Annotated in this window: 13 protein-coding genes; 9 read left to right on the top strand and 4 right to left on the bottom strand. The window is 68.4% G+C overall.

Annotated elements, in window-relative coordinates:
* Positions 1 to 9: 9 nt before the first annotated feature.
* Complete coding sequence (locus tag ACTRO_RS16670) at positions 10 to 1,986, bottom strand: potassium transporter Kup (RefSeq protein WP_034275208.1); 1,977 nt, start codon at positions 1,984 to 1,986, stop codon at positions 10 to 12.
* A gap of 306 nt (positions 1,987 to 2,292) precedes the next feature.
* Complete coding sequence (locus ACTRO_RS16665; RefSeq protein WP_084316320.1) at positions 2,293 to 4,545, bottom strand: right-handed parallel beta-helix repeat-containing protein; 2,253 nt, start codon at positions 4,543 to 4,545, stop codon at positions 2,293 to 2,295.
* Between the two features lie 307 nt (positions 4,546 to 4,852).
* Between ACTRO_RS16665 and ACTRO_RS16660 the strand changes: the two genes are divergently transcribed.
* From ACTRO_RS16660 to ACTRO_RS16620, 9 genes are all read left to right on the top strand, one after another.
* A complete protein-coding gene (locus ACTRO_RS16660) occupies positions 4,853 to 5,869 on the top strand; it encodes a LacI family DNA-binding transcriptional regulator (RefSeq protein WP_034264036.1) in 1,017 nt (338 codons plus the stop codon).
* 224 nt (positions 5,870 to 6,093) lie between these two features.
* Positions 6,094 to 7,347, top strand: a complete 1,254-nt coding sequence (locus ACTRO_RS16655; RefSeq protein ID WP_169739911.1) for an extracellular solute-binding protein — start codon at positions 6,094 to 6,096, stop codon at positions 7,345 to 7,347.
* A gap of 3 nt (positions 7,348 to 7,350) precedes the next feature.
* Positions 7,351 to 8,502 carry an ABC transporter ATP-binding protein gene (locus ACTRO_RS16650; RefSeq protein WP_211244288.1) on the top strand — a complete coding sequence of 384 codons (1,152 nt, stop codon included), beginning with the start codon at positions 7,351 to 7,353 and terminating at the stop codon, positions 8,500 to 8,502.
* Positions 8,499 to 9,404: an ABC transporter permease gene (locus ACTRO_RS16645; RefSeq protein ID WP_034264033.1), complete on the top strand. Its 906-nt coding sequence runs from the start codon at positions 8,499 to 8,501 to the stop codon at positions 9,402 to 9,404. The genes ACTRO_RS16650 and ACTRO_RS16645 overlap by 4 nt, the downstream gene beginning before the upstream one ends.
* 1 nt (position 9,405) lies before the next feature.
* Positions 9,406 to 10,287 (top strand): ABC transporter permease, encoded by an 882-nt coding sequence (locus tag ACTRO_RS16640; RefSeq protein WP_034264029.1) that lies wholly within the window; start codon positions 9,406 to 9,408, stop codon positions 10,285 to 10,287.
* Positions 10,288 to 10,338: 51 nt separating this feature from the next.
* Positions 10,339 to 11,454 (top strand): Gfo/Idh/MocA family protein, encoded by a 1,116-nt coding sequence (locus ACTRO_RS16635; RefSeq protein WP_034264027.1) that lies wholly within the window; start codon positions 10,339 to 10,341, stop codon positions 11,452 to 11,454.
* The gene (locus ACTRO_RS16630) at positions 11,447 to 12,367 is read left to right on the top strand and encodes a DUF6807 domain-containing protein (protein WP_034264024.1); all 921 of its coding nucleotides are present in this window, start codon (positions 11,447 to 11,449) and stop codon (positions 12,365 to 12,367) included. The genes ACTRO_RS16635 and ACTRO_RS16630 overlap by 8 nt, the downstream gene beginning before the upstream one ends.
* Positions 12,364 to 13,113 (top strand): cupin domain-containing protein, encoded by a 750-nt coding sequence (locus ACTRO_RS16625; protein WP_034264023.1) that lies wholly within the window; start codon positions 12,364 to 12,366, stop codon positions 13,111 to 13,113. The genes ACTRO_RS16630 and ACTRO_RS16625 overlap by 4 nt, the downstream gene beginning before the upstream one ends.
* A gap of 19 nt (positions 13,114 to 13,132) precedes the next feature.
* On the top strand, positions 13,133 to 14,455 hold the full coding sequence (locus ACTRO_RS16620) for a Gfo/Idh/MocA family protein (RefSeq protein WP_084316318.1): 1,323 nt from the start codon (positions 13,133 to 13,135) through the stop codon (positions 14,453 to 14,455).
* A gap of 148 nt (positions 14,456 to 14,603) precedes the next feature.
* Here the strand turns inward: ACTRO_RS16620 and ACTRO_RS47265 are convergent, their stop codons facing one another.
* Together ACTRO_RS47265 and ACTRO_RS45760 are read right to left on the bottom strand one after the other, a co-directional pair.
* Positions 14,604 to 15,065, bottom strand: coding sequence for a hypothetical protein (locus ACTRO_RS47265; RefSeq protein WP_157436288.1), 462 nt, complete (start codon positions 15,063 to 15,065; stop codon positions 14,604 to 14,606).
* A 221-nt stretch (positions 15,066 to 15,286) separates the two neighbouring features.
* The gene (locus ACTRO_RS45760; RefSeq protein WP_342673765.1) at positions 15,287 to 15,808 is read right to left on the bottom strand and encodes an SUKH-4 family immunity protein; all 522 of its coding nucleotides are present in this window, start codon (positions 15,806 to 15,808) and stop codon (positions 15,287 to 15,289) included.
* Positions 15,809 to 15,863: the final 55 nt, after the last annotated feature.

Raw genomic sequence — 15,863 nt, 5'->3', positions numbered from 1 at the left:
CGGCGGCCGTCACACCTCGATCTGCGAGCCCATGATGACGGTGCGGTTGCGGGGCAGGCCGAAGTACTCGGCGGCGTCGGCGGTGATGTAGGAGGTGGCGATGAACAGCCGTTTGCGCCACGGCGCCATCGTCGGCGCGTCGCCGCGGTCCAGCTCGATCGTCGAGAGGAAGTAGGACGCGTTCTCGAGGTCCAGCTCCCCCTCGGTCAGAGCCGGGTCCACCAGCCGCAGCGCCGCGGGGACGTTCGGCGTCTCCATGTAGCCGAACCGGGCGGTGACGTGGATGATCCGGTCGTCGGTGTAGCCGAGGTCGTCGACCTCGATCCTGCGCTCGGCCGGGACCCGCGGCACCGGCTCGGTCTCGACCGACATGATCACGATGTGCTCGTGCCGCACGTGGTTGTGCTCGGCGTTCGCGCGTATGGCCAGCGGTGCGCTCGCCTTGCCGCGGTTGAGGAAGACGGCCGTGCCGGGCACCAGGTGCGTCCCGAGCTCCTCGGCCCGCAGCTGCTCGACGAACTCGCGCAGCGGGCCCTCGCGCCGGGCCCGCTCGGCCGAGACGATCTCGCGGCCGCGCCGCCAGGTGGTCATCACGGCGAACGCGACCAGCCCGATCAGCAGCGGCAGCCACGCGCCGTGGATCAGCTTCGTCAGGTTGGCCGCGACGAAGAGCACGTCCACCGCCAGCAGGACGGCCGCGCCGGGGGCAAGCAGCCACAGCGGCGTGCCCCACCGGGCCCTGGCGTAGGAGAAGAACAGCAGGGTCGTGATGGTGATCGTGCCGGTCACGGCCATGCCGAAGGCGAAGGCCAGGGCGGCCGAGCTGCGGAAGGCGAAGACCAGGGTGAGCACCGCGACCATCAGCAGCCAGTTGATCCAGGGCACGTAGACCTGGCCGATCCGGTGCTCCGAGGTGTGCGCGATCCGCAGCCTGGGCAGGTAGCCGAGCTGGGCGGCCTGGGAGGTGACCGAGTAGGCGCCGGTGATCACGGCCTGCGAGGCGATCACCGTCGCCGCGGTGGCGAGCAGCACGATCGGCAGCCGCGCCCAGCCGGGCACGAGCAGGAAGAAGGGGCCGGAGACGTTGGCCGGGTCGTCGAGGATCAGCGCGCCCTGGCCGAGGTAGCTCAGCGTGCACGCGGGGAAGACCAGCAGCAGCCAGCCGCAGGTGATCGACCTGCGGCCGAAATGCCCCATGTCGGCGTACAGGGCCTCCGCGCCCGTCACCGCGAGCACGACGCCGGCCAGGGCGAAGAAGCCGATGCCGAAGTGGCCGGCGAGGAAGCCGAGCGCGTAGGTCGGCGACAGGGCCTTGAGGATGTCGGGGTGCTCGGTGATGCCGCCGACGCCGCTCAGGCCGATCGCGACGAACCACAGCACCATCACTGGCCCGAAGATCCGGCCGACCGCCGCGGTGCCGCGGCGCTGCACCAGGAACAGCACCAGGATGATCACCGCGGTGACCGGCACGACCAGGTCGGCGAGCGAGGGTTCGACCACCTTGAGCCCCTCGGTCGCCGAGAGCACCGACATCGCCGGGGTGATCATGCTGTCGCCGAAGAACAGCGAGGCGCCGAACAGCCCCAGCGCCGCCAGCACCGCCGCGTGCCGCCGTCCCCGCCGACCGCCCGGTGGCCGCAGCAGCGTGATCAGGGCCATGATGCCGCCCTCGCCGTCGTTGTCGGCGCGCATCGCGAGCAGCACGTAGGTGACCGTGACGATGATCGTCACGGACCAGAACACGAGCGAGACGACGCCGAAGACGTTCTGGCTGCTGACCGGGACCGGATGCGGGTCGGAGGGGTTGAACACGGTCTGGAGCGTGTAGATCGGGCTGGTCCCGATGTCGCCGAAGACCACGCCGAGCGCGCCGACCACGACCGCGAGCCGCAGCGTGTCCCGCGTTCCGGGGCCGTGCCCCGATGCCGCGCCCGCCCCGGGCGGCTCGGGCGGCTCGGGCGTGGCTCTGTCCTGACGATCGGTCACCGCGGCCTCCTGCACCCGGGCGGCCGCAGGATGCCCGGCGCATCCCGCGGGACATCACCGACCCGTGACTTCACACCTGATACCGAGTCAGGTCCGGTGTATCCAGACCCGATCCGGCGCACGGCGTCGCCCCAGTATGACAGGCACGCCCCGGTTCGTTCTCGATCCGGCCCGAGTCGCGGACCAGTCCGGTCCCAGAAGTCGGCTCCGGCTTCGCCGGAGCCGACTTGGTGAGAGCGCCGGCAATCTGCCGCGCGCCGTGAGCTGATGTGGCGGAACTGACCGTGCCGGTGACGTGCCTCCCGACTACGAGACGGTCACATTGTTGACGTACGCGTCGCCGTAGTTGGAGGCGTTGGCGTAGAACGCCAGGCTGTTGATGCTGGTGGCGCTTGCGCGGAAGCCGGCGCCGGAGACTTTTTCGACTCCGTTGATGTAGAGGGTGAAGGTCTGGCTGGCGGTGTCGACGTCGAGTTCGATGTGGTACCAGCTGCCGAGCGTGTAGGCCTCGATGTTGGTCAGGGTCGTGCCTTCGTAGGCTTCGATCTCGCCGTTGCTGAACGCGACGCTGATCACCGGGGCGCCCGAGGAGTTGTAGAGGTAGGGCAGGCAGAAGTAGCCGGTGCCGCTGGTGCTCGAGTCGCGCATGACGTCAGCGGAGACGGAGAAGCTGCCGGTCAGACCGCTGGAGAAGGCATGGGTGATGTTCGTACCCGGGGTGCCGCCGGTGTTCGCGGTGCGGATGAGCTCGACGCTGTGGTCGGTGGAGCTCGGCGTGGCCACCACGTTCACTGCGTTGCCGGTGGAGGTGACGGTCCAGCCGTCGGTTCCGGTGGCCAGGGCGCCGGTGGCGAGTGAGTCGAAGGTGTCCTTGAACGCCGGGTTCTGGGTCGAGGTGCTGTGCTGGAGGGCGCCGATGTCCGGCACGGTCGGGACGGTGGCGCCGTTGTAGTCGATGCCGCCGTTGTTCGCGATGGTCACACCCGCGTTGGCGGCCGGTGAGGTCGCGGCGATCTGCCAGTTGAGCCCGGCGCTGAGATCCGGTCCGGTCGCCTGGGTGCCGGTTCCGCCGGCGGTGGGGTTGGCGAATCGGGGGTCGCCGGTGATGGCATGGGCATCGCCGGACGGGACGGTCGGCGAGGTGCCGCCGTAGAGGTTCTTGTTGTAGACCACCCCGGTGCCCGACGCCATGGTCGGCGAAGCGACGGTGGTGTAGAAGATGTCGTTTGTGAACGCGTAGTTGCTCGCGGTCATGAGCCACGCCATGGACGATGACGTGTTGTAGAAGGTGTTGTTGTAGATCTGTGCGGTGGCGCTGCTCACGGAGCCGAGCTGCATGGAGTACTTGCTGCTGTTGGTGATGACGTTGTAGCGCCAGACGCTGTTGCCCCAGTGGATCTGGTAGACGAGGAACCCGACGTCGTTGTTGTGCAGGTAGTTGTACTGCACCGTCATGTTCGTGGTGCCCATGTCGGTGTCGATGCCGTTCGAGTCGCCGCCGCCGGCCTTGACGGTGGTGCCGGTGACCTCGTTGTGCTGCACGCTGGCGACATCGGAGTAGTCGAGTTCGATGCCGCAGGTGCCGACCTGGTTGATGAGGTTGTTCTGCACCACGCTGTTGCGCACATCGGCGATGAGTATGCCGTTGGAGCCGTAGGCGGTGCCCTGCTGGGTGATGTAGTTGCCTTCGATCGTGACGTTGGTGAACGGTGCGTAGCGCGAGTCGGTGGAGGAGCTGGGCACGCCCCATCCGGTCGCCACGGCGCCCGGCGCGTCGCCGGTGTACTGCTTGAGGACGATCCCGCCCCAGGAGGTGTTCTCGATCGAGGAGTTCTCGATGGTGATGTCGTTCAGGGTCGTCGCTGTGCTCGGCGGTGAGGCGATGTCGGGCACGGTGGTGTTGAACACGATGCCGCCGGTGTCCTTGGCCCGGTCCCAGCCCATCTGGAAGTTGATTCCGGTCTTGTTGTTCGAGGTGGAGCCGCCGATCCAGTCGTCCACGCCGGTCACGTCGTGCACGTTGACGGCGTTGATGGTGAAGCCGGAGAGGGCCTGGCTGTCGTCGCCGCCGATGTGGATGCCGCGGAAGTCCCCGAGGTTCGACGCTGAGCTGCCCGCGTTGTTGGAGACGTCGATGCCGGTGATGGTCCAGTACTGCTGGTCCCAGATCTTCACCGTGTCGGGCACGGTCCCGGCGCCGGCGATGGCCGGCTTGGCGCCGGATCCGTAGCCGGCGATCGTGATCGGGGCGCTCGAGGAGCCTGAGCCCTTGGGCCACAGCTGCCCGGTCCAGGTTCCCCCGTCCTGGAACAGGATCTGGTCGCCGGGCTGGAACGTGGTGGCGTTCACCTTCGCGAGCGTCTTCCACGGCGAGCTTGAGCTGGTGCCGGAGTTCGAGTCGCTGCCGGAGGTGGATACGTAGTACGTCGTGCCGGTAGCCGCGGCGGCCGGTGAGGCCGCCGAGATCGCCAGGCCGCTCGTCGCCATCGCCAGCGTGCCTATGACGGCCAGGGCTTTTCGCCCGCTGTGCAGCCGTCGGGGGAGGGAAGTCCACTTCATCGTGTCGCCTTCCAGGTTCAACCGGGGTGAGGGTCCGTACGTATAAGTACGGTCAACCGGCCGCCAGGCACTCGCGGCGGGCAACCGTGGTGGGCGGGCGGCATCGAGGAAGATAGTGATCGATCACACTTGGCGTCAAGAGACATGAAGTGATCGATCACCCTATGATGGCCGGATGTGCTTCGCGCTGGTGGGCGATGTCTGTGCGCGGCACTGTCCGGCGCGGCCGCGTCGGCTATACCGTGGGCCCGCGTAGGCATCGACGGCGACCGGTGGTTCTCGTACGGAGAGGGGTGGCAGCCGGCTCATGACAGGTGAGTCCGAAAACGGCCGCAAGCGGGCGACGATCTGGGATGTCGCGCACGCGGCGGGCGTCTCGCATCAGACGGTGTCGAGGTACCTGCGCAACGAGGGCGGGCTGCGGCCTGCGACTCGGGAGAAGATCGACAAGGCGGTCAAGGAGCTCGACTACAAGCCCAACCTCGTCGCCCGGTCCATGCGCACGCGCCGGACCAACCGGATCGCGATCGTGCTGCCGGAGCTGACGACCTTCGTCCCGATACCGGTGCTGCGCGGGGCGTCCGGGGCGGCGCGTGCGGCCGGGTACACCACGGACGTGGTCGGTCTCGAGGGCGATGAGACCCGCCGGGCCGAGGGCACGCTCTCGCTGCTCGACAGTCAGCAAGTCGAAGGCGTGCTTTCCTTCACGCCGCTGAGCGACCAGGTCATCGAGGCGGCGGGCAACCGGCCGATCGTGGTCTACGGCGAGTACGACGACCGGATGCACGCGCGCGGCGATCTGGCCGACGGCCGGCCGGCCGGGATGATCGTGCGTCATCTCGCCGAGCTCGGGCATCGACGCTTCCTGCATGTGGCGGGCTCGCCCGACTGGGCTTCCGCGCTCAACCGGCGACTCGTCTACGAGCAGACGCTCGAGGAGCTCGGGCTGGAGAACTACGGGGTGGTCGAGGGGGACTGGTCGGTCGGCTCCGGGTACGACGCGGCCCGGGAACTGTCGGCGGATTCCGGTGTGACGGCGGTACTGGCCGCGAACGACTACGTGGCCATGGGTGTGATCCGCGGCTTCCAGGACCGCGGAGTCCGCGTGCCCGAAGAGGTGAGCGTGTTCGGCTGGGACAACGAGCAGTTCACCGAGTACTTCCTGCCGTCCATCTCCACCGTCGCCTCCGACCGCGAGACGATCGGGCGTCAGGCGATGGGGCAGCTGATCGCGCTCATCCGCGACGAGCCGAAGCCCTCCATCGAGATCGAGGGCCTGTTCACGCTGATCCCGCGCGCCTCCTCCGGGCCCGCGCCGCGGTAGCGGGAGCCCGCGAGTTTCTCTGAAGTAGCAGGTCAGGTAGACCTTGGGCAAGAAAAGTGATCGATCACCACCAGAAGTCTTGACGCCTAGGGTGATCGATCACTATGTTCAACTCCGCGCCGTTGAGAACCGATGAACGGCTCGTCCCCTCCACTTGCTCCCGGTCCGGCTATCGCCTCAACCGGTGCTTTACGGCACATTGGTGTGCCACGGAAGGATCATTGATGACACAGCGCGCTAACCTCAAGGTGTTTCGGGCCTCGAGAGTCCTGTCAGGTGCCGCCGCGGCGGTGCTGACCACTGCCCTGATCTCCGCTTGCGGCGCGCCCGGCAGCGCCACCTCCTCCTCGTCGTCGTCCTCGAACCCGCTGGTGCCGGTCAAGCCGACCAGCCCGATCGCGCTGACGATCCTGGACGGGGGCGGCGACCTCACCGGCGGCGGACAGGCCGCGATAGCGCAGTTCGTGAAGGACAACCCGGACCTCGTCTCCTCGGTCACCTACCAGACCGCGGCAGCCACCGATGTGACCGGGAAGATCAAGGCGCAGCAGATGGGCAACTCGGTGAGCACCTCGCTGGTGCTCGGCGGCCCGGACGTGCTCGGCGCCGGCGAGGCGCAGCACGTGCTGCTCCAGCAGTTGCCGGAGCAGATCACGAGCCTGCCAGTGCTCTCCACCATCCAGGACGAGGGCCGGGCGAACTTCCAGAGCATGTCGAACGGGTACGGCCTGCTGGTCAACTACGACCCCAACGGCCCGTTCGTGGACTACAACCCGTCTGTGGTGAGCGCGAGCCAGGTGCCGACGACGCCGGCGGCGATCCTGGCGTGGGCGAAGGCGCACCCGGGCAAGTTCTCCTACGCCGAGCCGGCCAACTCCGGTTCCGGCCGCGCGTTCATCGAGGCGCTGCCGTACATGCTCGGCGACTCGGACCCGTCTGACCCCGTCAACGGCTGGACCAAGACCTGGGCGTACCTTCAGCAGCTCGGGCAGTACGTCAGCAGCTACCCGACCAGCTCGACGATCCTGGCCCAGCAGTTCGGCGCCGGGCAGCTCGATCTGATCCCGACGATCATCGCGCACGACGTGTCCAATCGGAAGTCCGGGACCTGGCCCGCGAACACCGGCATCGCACTGTTCTCCGACCAGAACTGGATCAGCGACGGGCACTACGCGATGATCCCGGCCGGGGTGAACGCCCAGACGCTGTACGTGGACCTCAAACTCGAGTCGTACATGGTCTCGGCTCCGGCACAGCAGATGCGGCTGACCACCGGCGTGCTGACGACGGCGAACAAGAACGTCACGGCGCAGAACTCCGGTTCCGCGGTGACCGCGTTCATCGCGCAGTGGGGCCGTCCGGACTTCTTCCCGTCCGCGCTCGCCGGCGGCAATGTCCGTACTCCGCTCACGCCGGCGAACATGCAGCAGGCCTTCAGCCTCTGGCAGCGCAATGTGGGCGCCAAGGTCGGTAGCTGATCCATGGCCGGCACGATGACCGACCTGAACGTGAGGACCACGAGCGTGGGATTCGAGAAGCTTTCGCTGCGCGGGGTCACCCGGGCCTACGGTAAGAACCCGCCCGCCCTGGCCGACTTCGACCTCGAGCTCGGCCGCGGAGAGTTCGTGGCCCTGCTCGGCCCCTCCGGGTGCGGCAAGTCGACCGCACTGGGCTGCCTCGCCGGCCTGCAGCCGCTCACCCGCGGCTCGATCTGGCGCGACGGCGAACGCATCGACACCCAGCCGACCGAGAAGCGCGGCTTCGGGATGGTGTTCCAGAACTACGCGCTCTTCCCGCACCTGAGTGTGCGCAAGAACGTCGAGTTTGGGCTGGCGATGCGCAAGGTGGCGCGCCGGGAGCGGCAGGAGCGCGCGCTCGCGGCGCTGCGCACCGTGCAGCTCGAGGAGCACGCGGCCAAGTTGCCCTCACAGCTTTCGGGCGGTCAGCAGCAGCGCGTCGCGATCGCCCGGGCCCTGGCGATCGAACCCGAAGTGGTCTTGATGGACGAGCCGCTTTCGAACCTCGACGCCGCGCTGCGCATCGAGATGCGCACCGAGATCAAGCGGATCTACCAGGAGCGCGGGCTGACGGTTCTCTACGTCACCCACGACCAGGAAGAGGCGCTCTCGCTCGCAACCCGACTGGTCGTGCTGCGCAAGGGCCGCCTCGAGCAGACCGGCACTCCGCAAGAGGTGTATACGAATCCGGCCAGTGCGTACGTCGCCGGGTTCATGGGTTACCGCAACCTGTTCCCGGCCCAGTTCCTGGAGTCCGGCTCCGGCGCGCAGGTGTCGGTCACGGCGTTCGCCACGACCGTGACCGGCACCCTGATCTCCGGCACCGGACTCGCCTCCGGTGCCGGGGTGACGGTCGCGGTCCGCCCGGAGGACCTGACCATCGGCGCGGAGTCAGACCCGAACGCGATCAAGGCGGTCGCGGAGGTGGTGGAGTTCCACGGACGTGAGCTCTCGGTCCAGGCACGCACCGCCGCGGGCGGCGTGTTGCACTTGAAGACCGACCTGCCCGTGGTGGCCGGTTCCACGCTCGCCCTGACGGCCCGTCCGGACCGGGTGCTGGTCTACCAGGGCGGGCTGGACCGCAGCGAGCTCGACGTCGAGGCCGGCGCGCCATGACCGACATCCCTGTCTCCTCGCTCGATCCGCGCCGCCCGATACGCCACCGGCTGGCCGAGCGCGGCATCGACTGGTCCCTGCTCCTGCTCCTTCCCGCGGTCGCCGTGATCGCAGGGCTGTTCCTCTACCCGTTCATCTACGGCGTCTCGATCTCCTTCGAGCCGGTGAACGGCGGCGGGGCGCTGGCGAACTACAAGAACTTCTTCTCCGACCCCTACCAGGCCGGCTCGATCCTCAAGACGCTGCGCCTCGCCCTGCCGGTCGCCCTCGTCAGCGTCGGGATCGCGGCTCCGCTGGCCTACCAGTGCCGTCGTGACTTCCGGGGACGAAAGATCGTCACGCTGGTGGTGATGCTGCCGATCACGTTCGGCAGCATCCTGATCGCCCAGGGCATGCCCCGGGTCTTCTCGCCCTTCGGCTGGCTCAACCTCGTCCTGAAGGCAGTCGGGCTCGGCTCGGCGAACCTGATCTACAACTACTGGGGCACGTTCATCGCGGCCGTGCTCACCACGCTCCCGCTCGCGTTCCTGATGATGATGGGGTTCTTCGGCGGCATCGACCGCTCGCTCGAGCACGCGGCGGCCTCGCTCGGCGCCGGCCGGGCGGCCCGGTTCTGGCGGATCATCCTGCCACTCGCGGCTCCCGGGATCCTGACAGCGTTCATGCTGGCCCTGGTCGAGGCGTTCGCGATCTTCCCCTCGGCGATCCTCGTGGGCCAGCCCGACAACCAGACCCATGTGCTGACCATCCCGATCTACCAGGCCGCATCGCAGAACTCCGACTACACCCAGGCCTCGGCGATCGCGATCGTGCTCACCGCGATCGAACTGCTGATCCTCGGCCTGGTCGTCTTCATCCGCGGCCGGCTGTTCAAGGGCGCGGCCATCGGCGGGAAGGGCTGACATGACCTCCACGACACTCGCACCCGTTCCGGTCCCGAAAACCGAAGCCCCGGCCGCCGCGCGCCGCCGCCCCACCGTCACCGCGGTACTCACCTGGATCGTCGCGGGCGTGTTCGCCGCGACCCTGCTGTCCGTGCTCGTTTCGGTGATCGTCACCTCGCTCGGCACGTCCTGGGGCGGAAGCTGGCTGCCCGGCGGCTGGACCCTCGACTGGTTCCGCCAGGCCTGGCACACTCCCGGCCTGGCCCAGTCCATCGAGGTCACCTTCGAAGTGGCCATCGTGGACGTGCTCGTGGCCCTGGCGATCGGAGTGCCGGCCGGGTACGTCCTGGCCCGCAAGAAGTTCCCCGGCCGCAACGCGATCCTGCTGTTCGCGCTGCTGCCGGTGATCCTCCCGTCGCTCACCTACGCGGTGCAGCTCGCGGCCCTGATGTACCGGCTCGGGATCGGCGGCACGCTGCTGTCGGTGATCCTGGTCAACCTGGTGCCGATCCTCCCGCTCGTCATCCTGATCACGGTGCCGTTCGTCGAGCAGATCTCCCCGGACGTCGAGAACGCCGCGAAGGTGTTCGGCGCGAACAACCTGCAGCTGTTCGGCAGGGTCCTGGTCCCGCTGCTCACCCCCGGCATCGTCGCGGCCGGCGTGCTGAGCCTGGTGCGGGTACTCGGTTCCTTCGAGCTGACCTTCTTCGTCTCCGGGGCCAAGACCCAGACCCTCGTGGTCACCATCTTCGGCGCGCTGTCGGACCCCGGCGGCCCGCCGCCCGCCCTCACCGCCGCGATGACGGTGTTCTACATGGCCATCGCACTGCTCGGACTGCTGGTGAGCCTGCGGTTCGCCAACCCCGCCCAGACGCTGGCCCGGCCGAACCACCGCTCCTGACCTGCTGCGCCTTCTGAACACCGTGCTCTTTGAAACAAACAAGGGACCACCATGACCGACCCCGCCCGTCCCGTACGGGTGGCGATCATCGGCGCCGGAAACATCGCCGAGACCTGCCACCTGCCCGCCCTGCGCGCCCAGAACACGCCCGTGGAGACCGTCGCCGTCCTCGATGTCGACATCGACCGGGCCCGCGCGTTCGCCGAACGGTGGGAGATACCCGCCGCGTACGGCGACCTCGAGGAGATGCTGGAAGAGACCCGCGCGGACCTCGCTATCGTCTGCACCCCGCCGATCGCCCACCGCGACGCGATCATCGCCTGCCTCCAGCGGGGGGTGTCGGTGTGGTGCGAGAAGCCCCCGACCCTGTCCCTGGCCGAATACGACGAGATCGCAGCCCACGAAGGTACCGACGGGCCCTACGTCTCCTACGTCTTCCAGCACCGCTTCGGCTCGGCCGCCCGCGCCCTGCGCGAGCACATCCGCACCGGAACGCTCGGGGCGCCGCTCGTCGGGATCTGCCACACCCTCTGGTACCGCAATGATGCTTACTACGAGGTTCCGTGGCGCGGGAAGTGGGCGACCGAGGGCGGCGGCCCGACCATGGGCCACGGCATCCACCAGATGGACCTGATGCTCGCGCTGATGGGGGAGTGGACCGAGGTTCGCGCCGCAGCCGGCACCCTCGCCCGCGACGTCGAGACCGAAGACGCATCCATGGCGATCGTCCGGTTCGCCTCCGGCGCCATGGTCTCCATGGTCAACAGTGTCCTGTCTCCGCGCGAGACCAGCTACCTGCGCTTCGACTTCCCCGAAGCGACCGTCGAGCTCACCCACCTGTACGGATACGACAACACCGACTGGACCTGGACCCCGGCCCCGCACCGGGCCGAGGACACCGCGGCCGACCTCGGCGCGCCTGAGCTCGACGAGGCCAGCAGCCACACCGCACAGCTGCGCCACCTGCTCGAGGACCTGCGCGCCGGACGGCGTCCCGAGGCCTCCGGCGATGACGGACGGCGCGTGCTCGGATTCATCGCGGCGCTCTACGAATCCGCCGCCACCGGCCGGCCCGTGACCGCCCCGCCCGGACCCGAAAACCCGTACTACCGCTCCATGAGCGGCGCCCTGGACACGAGCACCGAGAAGGAGACCGTCCGTGTCTGACACTGTCTTCCACCTGCGCGACGACAACGACAGCACCGCCCTCGCTGTCACCATCGGTGGCATCCAGGTCGCCAGCTACGTCTACCGGCCGGACACGCCCCTGACCGAGTCGCCGAAGCCCTACCTCTACCCGCTGCGCACCCTCTCCGGCGCGCCCGTCGGCGTCTACCGCCCTTGGGACCACCGCTGGCACAAAGGACTGCAGCTGACCTGGTCGCACCTGTCCGGCCAGAACTTCTGGGGCGGCCCGAGCTTCGAACAGGGCGCACCCGGCCACGGCTACGTCTGGCGCGAGAACCACGGCCGCCAGCTGCACAGCTCCTTCGAGCACTGCGACGCAGACGCGACCGACGCGAGCGTGGTCGAACGGCTCGACTGGGTCGCCTCCACCGACGAACGGTGGATCGAGGAGACCAGGACCCTGCGTTTCCACGGCGCCGACGCGGCCCGCGGCATCTGGGCCCTGGACTTCGCCACCGACCTGACCAACGTGCACGAGGTGACCTTGGACCTGGGCAGCCCGAGCACCCACGGCCGCCCGAACGCCGGGTACACCGGCCTGTTCTGGCGGGGCCCGCGCGCGTTCACCGGCGCGAGCATCCTCGCCGACGGCGCGGAGAACGACACGGTCATGGGCTCGCGCGGCGCGTGGGCCGCGATCAGCGGCGAGCACGACGAGATCGACGGCGGCGCCACTGTCCTCGCCTTCGCCGGCACGTCCTCGGCCGAGGTCCCGCTCACCTGGTTCTCCCGCAGCGATCCCTTCGCCTGCCTCAACCCCTCCCCGGCCTTCGACACCGAGATCAAGCTCGAACCCGGAGACACCCTACGGCTGCGCCACCGGTTCGTCTTCATCGACCACTCAACCGACCGCGCTGCCCTGGAGCCGATAGCGGACGAGTTCGCGCTGTGAGCGCCGCAGCCGGGCGGGCGTATCCGGAGTTCCCCGGCGCCGTCGGCATCAGCGAGCTGACCGCCTACCCCTGGCCGACCGCCGACGACGAACACGGCGGCTCGCCGCACATGCACCTGACGTGCACGGAGGCGTACGTCGTCGTCGGCGGCCGGGGACGGCTGCAGACGCTGAGTCACAGCGGGCCCACCGTGCAGAGCCTCGAACCCGGCGACGTCGTCTGGTTCACCCCGGGCACCATCCACCGCGCCATCAACGACGGCGACCTGCGCGTACTCGTCATCATGCAGAACTCCGGCCTACCCGAGGCCGGCGACGCCGTGATGACCTTCCCGCCCGCGCACCTCACAGCTGAGGGCTACGGGAGCGCCGCATCCGTGCTCGACACCGACGGCGAACCCAGCGCGGAGCGCGCCCGTGCCCGGCGCGATCTTGCCATCGAGGGCTTCACCGACCTCCTGCGGCAATGGGAGCGGGGAAACCACGCAGCCCTCGACGACTTCCACCGACAAGCCGCCGCTCTCGTCTCCCCGCGGCTGGCCGAATGGCAACGCCTGATCGAGGACGGCGCCGCGGCCACGGCCGCAGCCGCCCTCGATAATGTCAGGGCCCTGCGTGACGGGCGGGTCGCGCACCTGCGCGACGCCTCGGTCCAGCGCATCCCCAGCCCGCCGCACACCACCTTGGGCATGTGTGGGTTCCTGCACGCCTACGACCCGGTCCGCCGCCTCGGCCCGGACGCGTGACCATACAGGGAGCTTCAGCATGGCCCGAAAGCCTCTCGGCATCATCGTCAACGGCGCCACCGGCCGGATGGGCTACCGCCAACACCTTGTCCGTTCTCTGCTGGCCATCCGCGACCAAGGCGGCGTGGAGCTGACCGACGGCACCCGACAGCCCATCGAGATCGTCCTGGTGGGCCGCAACGCCGAGAAGATCAGCGACATCGCCGAGCGCCACGGCATCGCCCGCTGGAGTACCGACCTGGACGAGATTCTGGCGGAGGACGACCTGCGCATCTACTTCGACGCCCAGCTCACCTCCGTGCGCGAAGCCTCGATCCTCAAGGCCGTCGCCGCCGGCAAGGACGTCTACACCGAGAAGCCCATCGCAGAGTCCGTCGAGGGATCGCTTCGCCTGGCCGAGGCGGCTGCGGCGGCCGGGGTGAAGAACGGCGTCGTGCACGACAAGCTGTACCTCCCGGGCCTGCTCAAGCTCAAGCGCCTGATCGACGCCGGGTTCTTCGGCCGGATCCTGTCGGTGCGCGGCGAATTCGGCTACTGGGTCTTCGAGGGCGATTGGCAGGGCGCCCAGCGCCCGAGCTGGAACTACCGGCTCGAGGACGGCGGCGGCATCACCACCGACATGTTCTGCCACTGGAACTACGTTCTAGAGAACCTCTTCGGCCAAGTCGAAGCCGTCACTGCGGTCACCGCCACGCACATCCCGCAACGCTGGGACGAGCAGGGCAAGCCGTATCAGGCCACTGCAGATGACGCGGCCTACGCGATCTTCGAGTTCGCCGGCGGCGTCATCGCCCAGCTCAACTCGTCCTGGGCGGTGCGCGTGCACCGCGACGAGCTCGTCGAGTTCCAGGTCGACGGGACCGAGGGCAGCGCGGTAGCGGGCCTGCACCGGTGCGTGATCCAGCACCGGGCCGCCACCCCGAAACCGGTGTGGAACCCCGACCTCGCCGAAGTCGGCGGCTACCGCGGGCAGTGGCAGCAGGTGCCGGACAACGCCGTGTTCGATAACGGATTCAAGGCCCAGTGGGAGCAGTTCATCCGCTACGTCGTCGGCGACGGCGCACACCCCTACGACTTCCTCGCCGGCGCCCGCGGTGTGCGCCTGGCCCAGGCCGGACTGCGCTCGGCTGCCGAGGGCCGCAAGATCGTCCTCGGCGAGATCGAACTCACGGATCAAGGCACTCTCCCTGCGGTCGGGTGCGCCCGTCGCCGCCCGAGCCGACTCCAACGAGCACCAGACAGACGCACGGGTGCAGAGTCGACCACCACGCCCAGGAGCACCGCGGCCGGAGCCATCGGCGGGACTCCCGAGGACCGTGAGCACCTGGACGACGCCACGTAGCCGCACGCAGCGAGGGAGAAGAGCGACAAGCAACGTCTCCGGCGGACCGCCTCGGGGATGGATGACGGGCAAGGCTGCGGTTGGGAGGGTGGTGGCGGTCAACTCGGATCATCCCCGCTCTGTGGGCTGGGGCCCAGCAAGTTGTTGACTAGGGCTTCGAACGGCCAGCGCGGTAGGGCTTCCGCCTGTTCACCAGCGAAAGTGCTTCTTCGAAGTACAGGTCCTGGCCGCCGCCTGTCATGAATGGCGCCCTGAGGGTGATGGGTCTCCCGGTGACCTGGTGGAGGACTATCCACGAACTGGTGCCTCCACGGCCTCGGCTAACCGAAACGTCCACGCCTTTGACCTGACCCCAGTTGCACGACCGGCGTCGAAAGAGTGAGCGCGTCGAGATGTCGGTGTCGGTGATGACGGTCCTGCCCGAGGCCAAGTCGAGAAGGTACGGCCCCGCTAAAGCACCCCACGCGATGAGCATGGTCGTCACGTCGCCTCGTAGGAGATGCGCACCGGTTACCGTGCTGCCTGCGGCGCCTATCCCGAGCGCGAAGCTGAGTGCCGACCATCCCAGGAGCCATCGGCGCTGCCTAACCTTGAACTCGACGCTATTCACGTGCGAACTATAGAGCGCGCTGACCGCTCCGGGCAGGCGCCTTTCGAGTCAGCCAGAAGTCAGCGAAATGCCCGCCAACAGACGACACCAGCCGACAGCAGACGACAAACGCCCAGCAACAGACCATGGTGGACGACAACAGGACGCACCAGCCGAGACCCGGAATCCGCTCTGACACGGAGGAGGTCAGTGGTTCAACTCCCGGCGGGCTGTCATTGCTGTCACCACAGCCACCGTTCGAGGAATTCCGCCCAGATGAAGCCGTGGTAGCCGGCGAAGGCCGGCGGGTCGATTCCTTTCAGCTCCTGGGCTAGTGTGCGCAGTTCGGCTAGGACCTCCTCCTCCTCATAGTTGTCGGGGTTGGTCAGCCTGCTCGAGGCAGCGACGTGTTGACCGTAGTGGTGCAGGAGGCTGATCCAGTGGCGGGCCGAGGAGCCAGCGAACCAGGGTTCGGCGTCGGGCAGCACGTAGTAGACCGCGCCGGTGTCTGGCTCGATGCCGAATGCCCAGGTGAGACTCTTCTGGCCGTGGTGGTTGCGGGTCAGGCGGTACAGCAGCCGCCCGTCGTCGGTGGGCAGTTGAGGTTCCGGCTCAGCCTGGATGTCAGCGTATTCGATCAACTGGTCGACGACGGGTATCCCCGTACGCGTCAGGATGGCCTTGTCGGCGTCGGGGATGCGCCAGGCGGCGATGATGGCTGACCGAGCGCAGGTGACGTGCGTCATGCCAGCCCAGGCAAGCAGGTCGCTTTTCGTGGGTTGGTAGAGGTCGGCGTCCCTGGCGGGCTGTGTGCTCGGA

Origin of the sequence: Actinospica robiniae DSM 44927 (genome assembly GCF_000504285.1) — a bacterium.
Lineage (GTDB): Bacteria > Actinomycetota > Actinomycetes > Streptomycetales > Catenulisporaceae > Actinospica > Actinospica robiniae.
This window is presented reverse-complemented; position numbering and strand designations above follow the sequence as displayed.

Bases quoted from the DNA above. Each gene is read 5' to 3' on its own strand.
- ACTRO_RS16665 (WP_084316320.1), bottom strand. From the start codon at position 4,545: ATGAAGTGGACTTCCCTCCCCCGACGGCTGCACAGCGGGCGAAAAGCC.
- ACTRO_RS16660 (WP_034264036.1), top strand. From the start codon at position 4,853: ATGACAGGTGAGTCCGAAAACGGCCGCAAGCGGGCGACGATCTGGGAT.
- ACTRO_RS16655 (WP_169739911.1), top strand. From the start codon at position 6,094: ATGACACAGCGCGCTAACCTCAAGGTGTTTCGGGCCTCGAGAGTCCTG.
- ACTRO_RS16650 (WP_211244288.1), top strand. From the start codon at position 7,351: ATGGCCGGCACGATGACCGACCTGAACGTGAGGACCACGAGCGTGGGA.
- ACTRO_RS16645 (WP_034264033.1), top strand. From the start codon at position 8,499: ATGACCGACATCCCTGTCTCCTCGCTCGATCCGCGCCGCCCGATACGC.
- ACTRO_RS16640 (WP_034264029.1), top strand. From the start codon at position 9,406: ATGACCTCCACGACACTCGCACCCGTTCCGGTCCCGAAAACCGAAGCC.
- ACTRO_RS16635 (WP_034264027.1), top strand. From the start codon at position 10,339: ATGACCGACCCCGCCCGTCCCGTACGGGTGGCGATCATCGGCGCCGGA.
- ACTRO_RS16620 (WP_084316318.1), top strand. From the start codon at position 13,133: ATGGCCCGAAAGCCTCTCGGCATCATCGTCAACGGCGCCACCGGCCGG.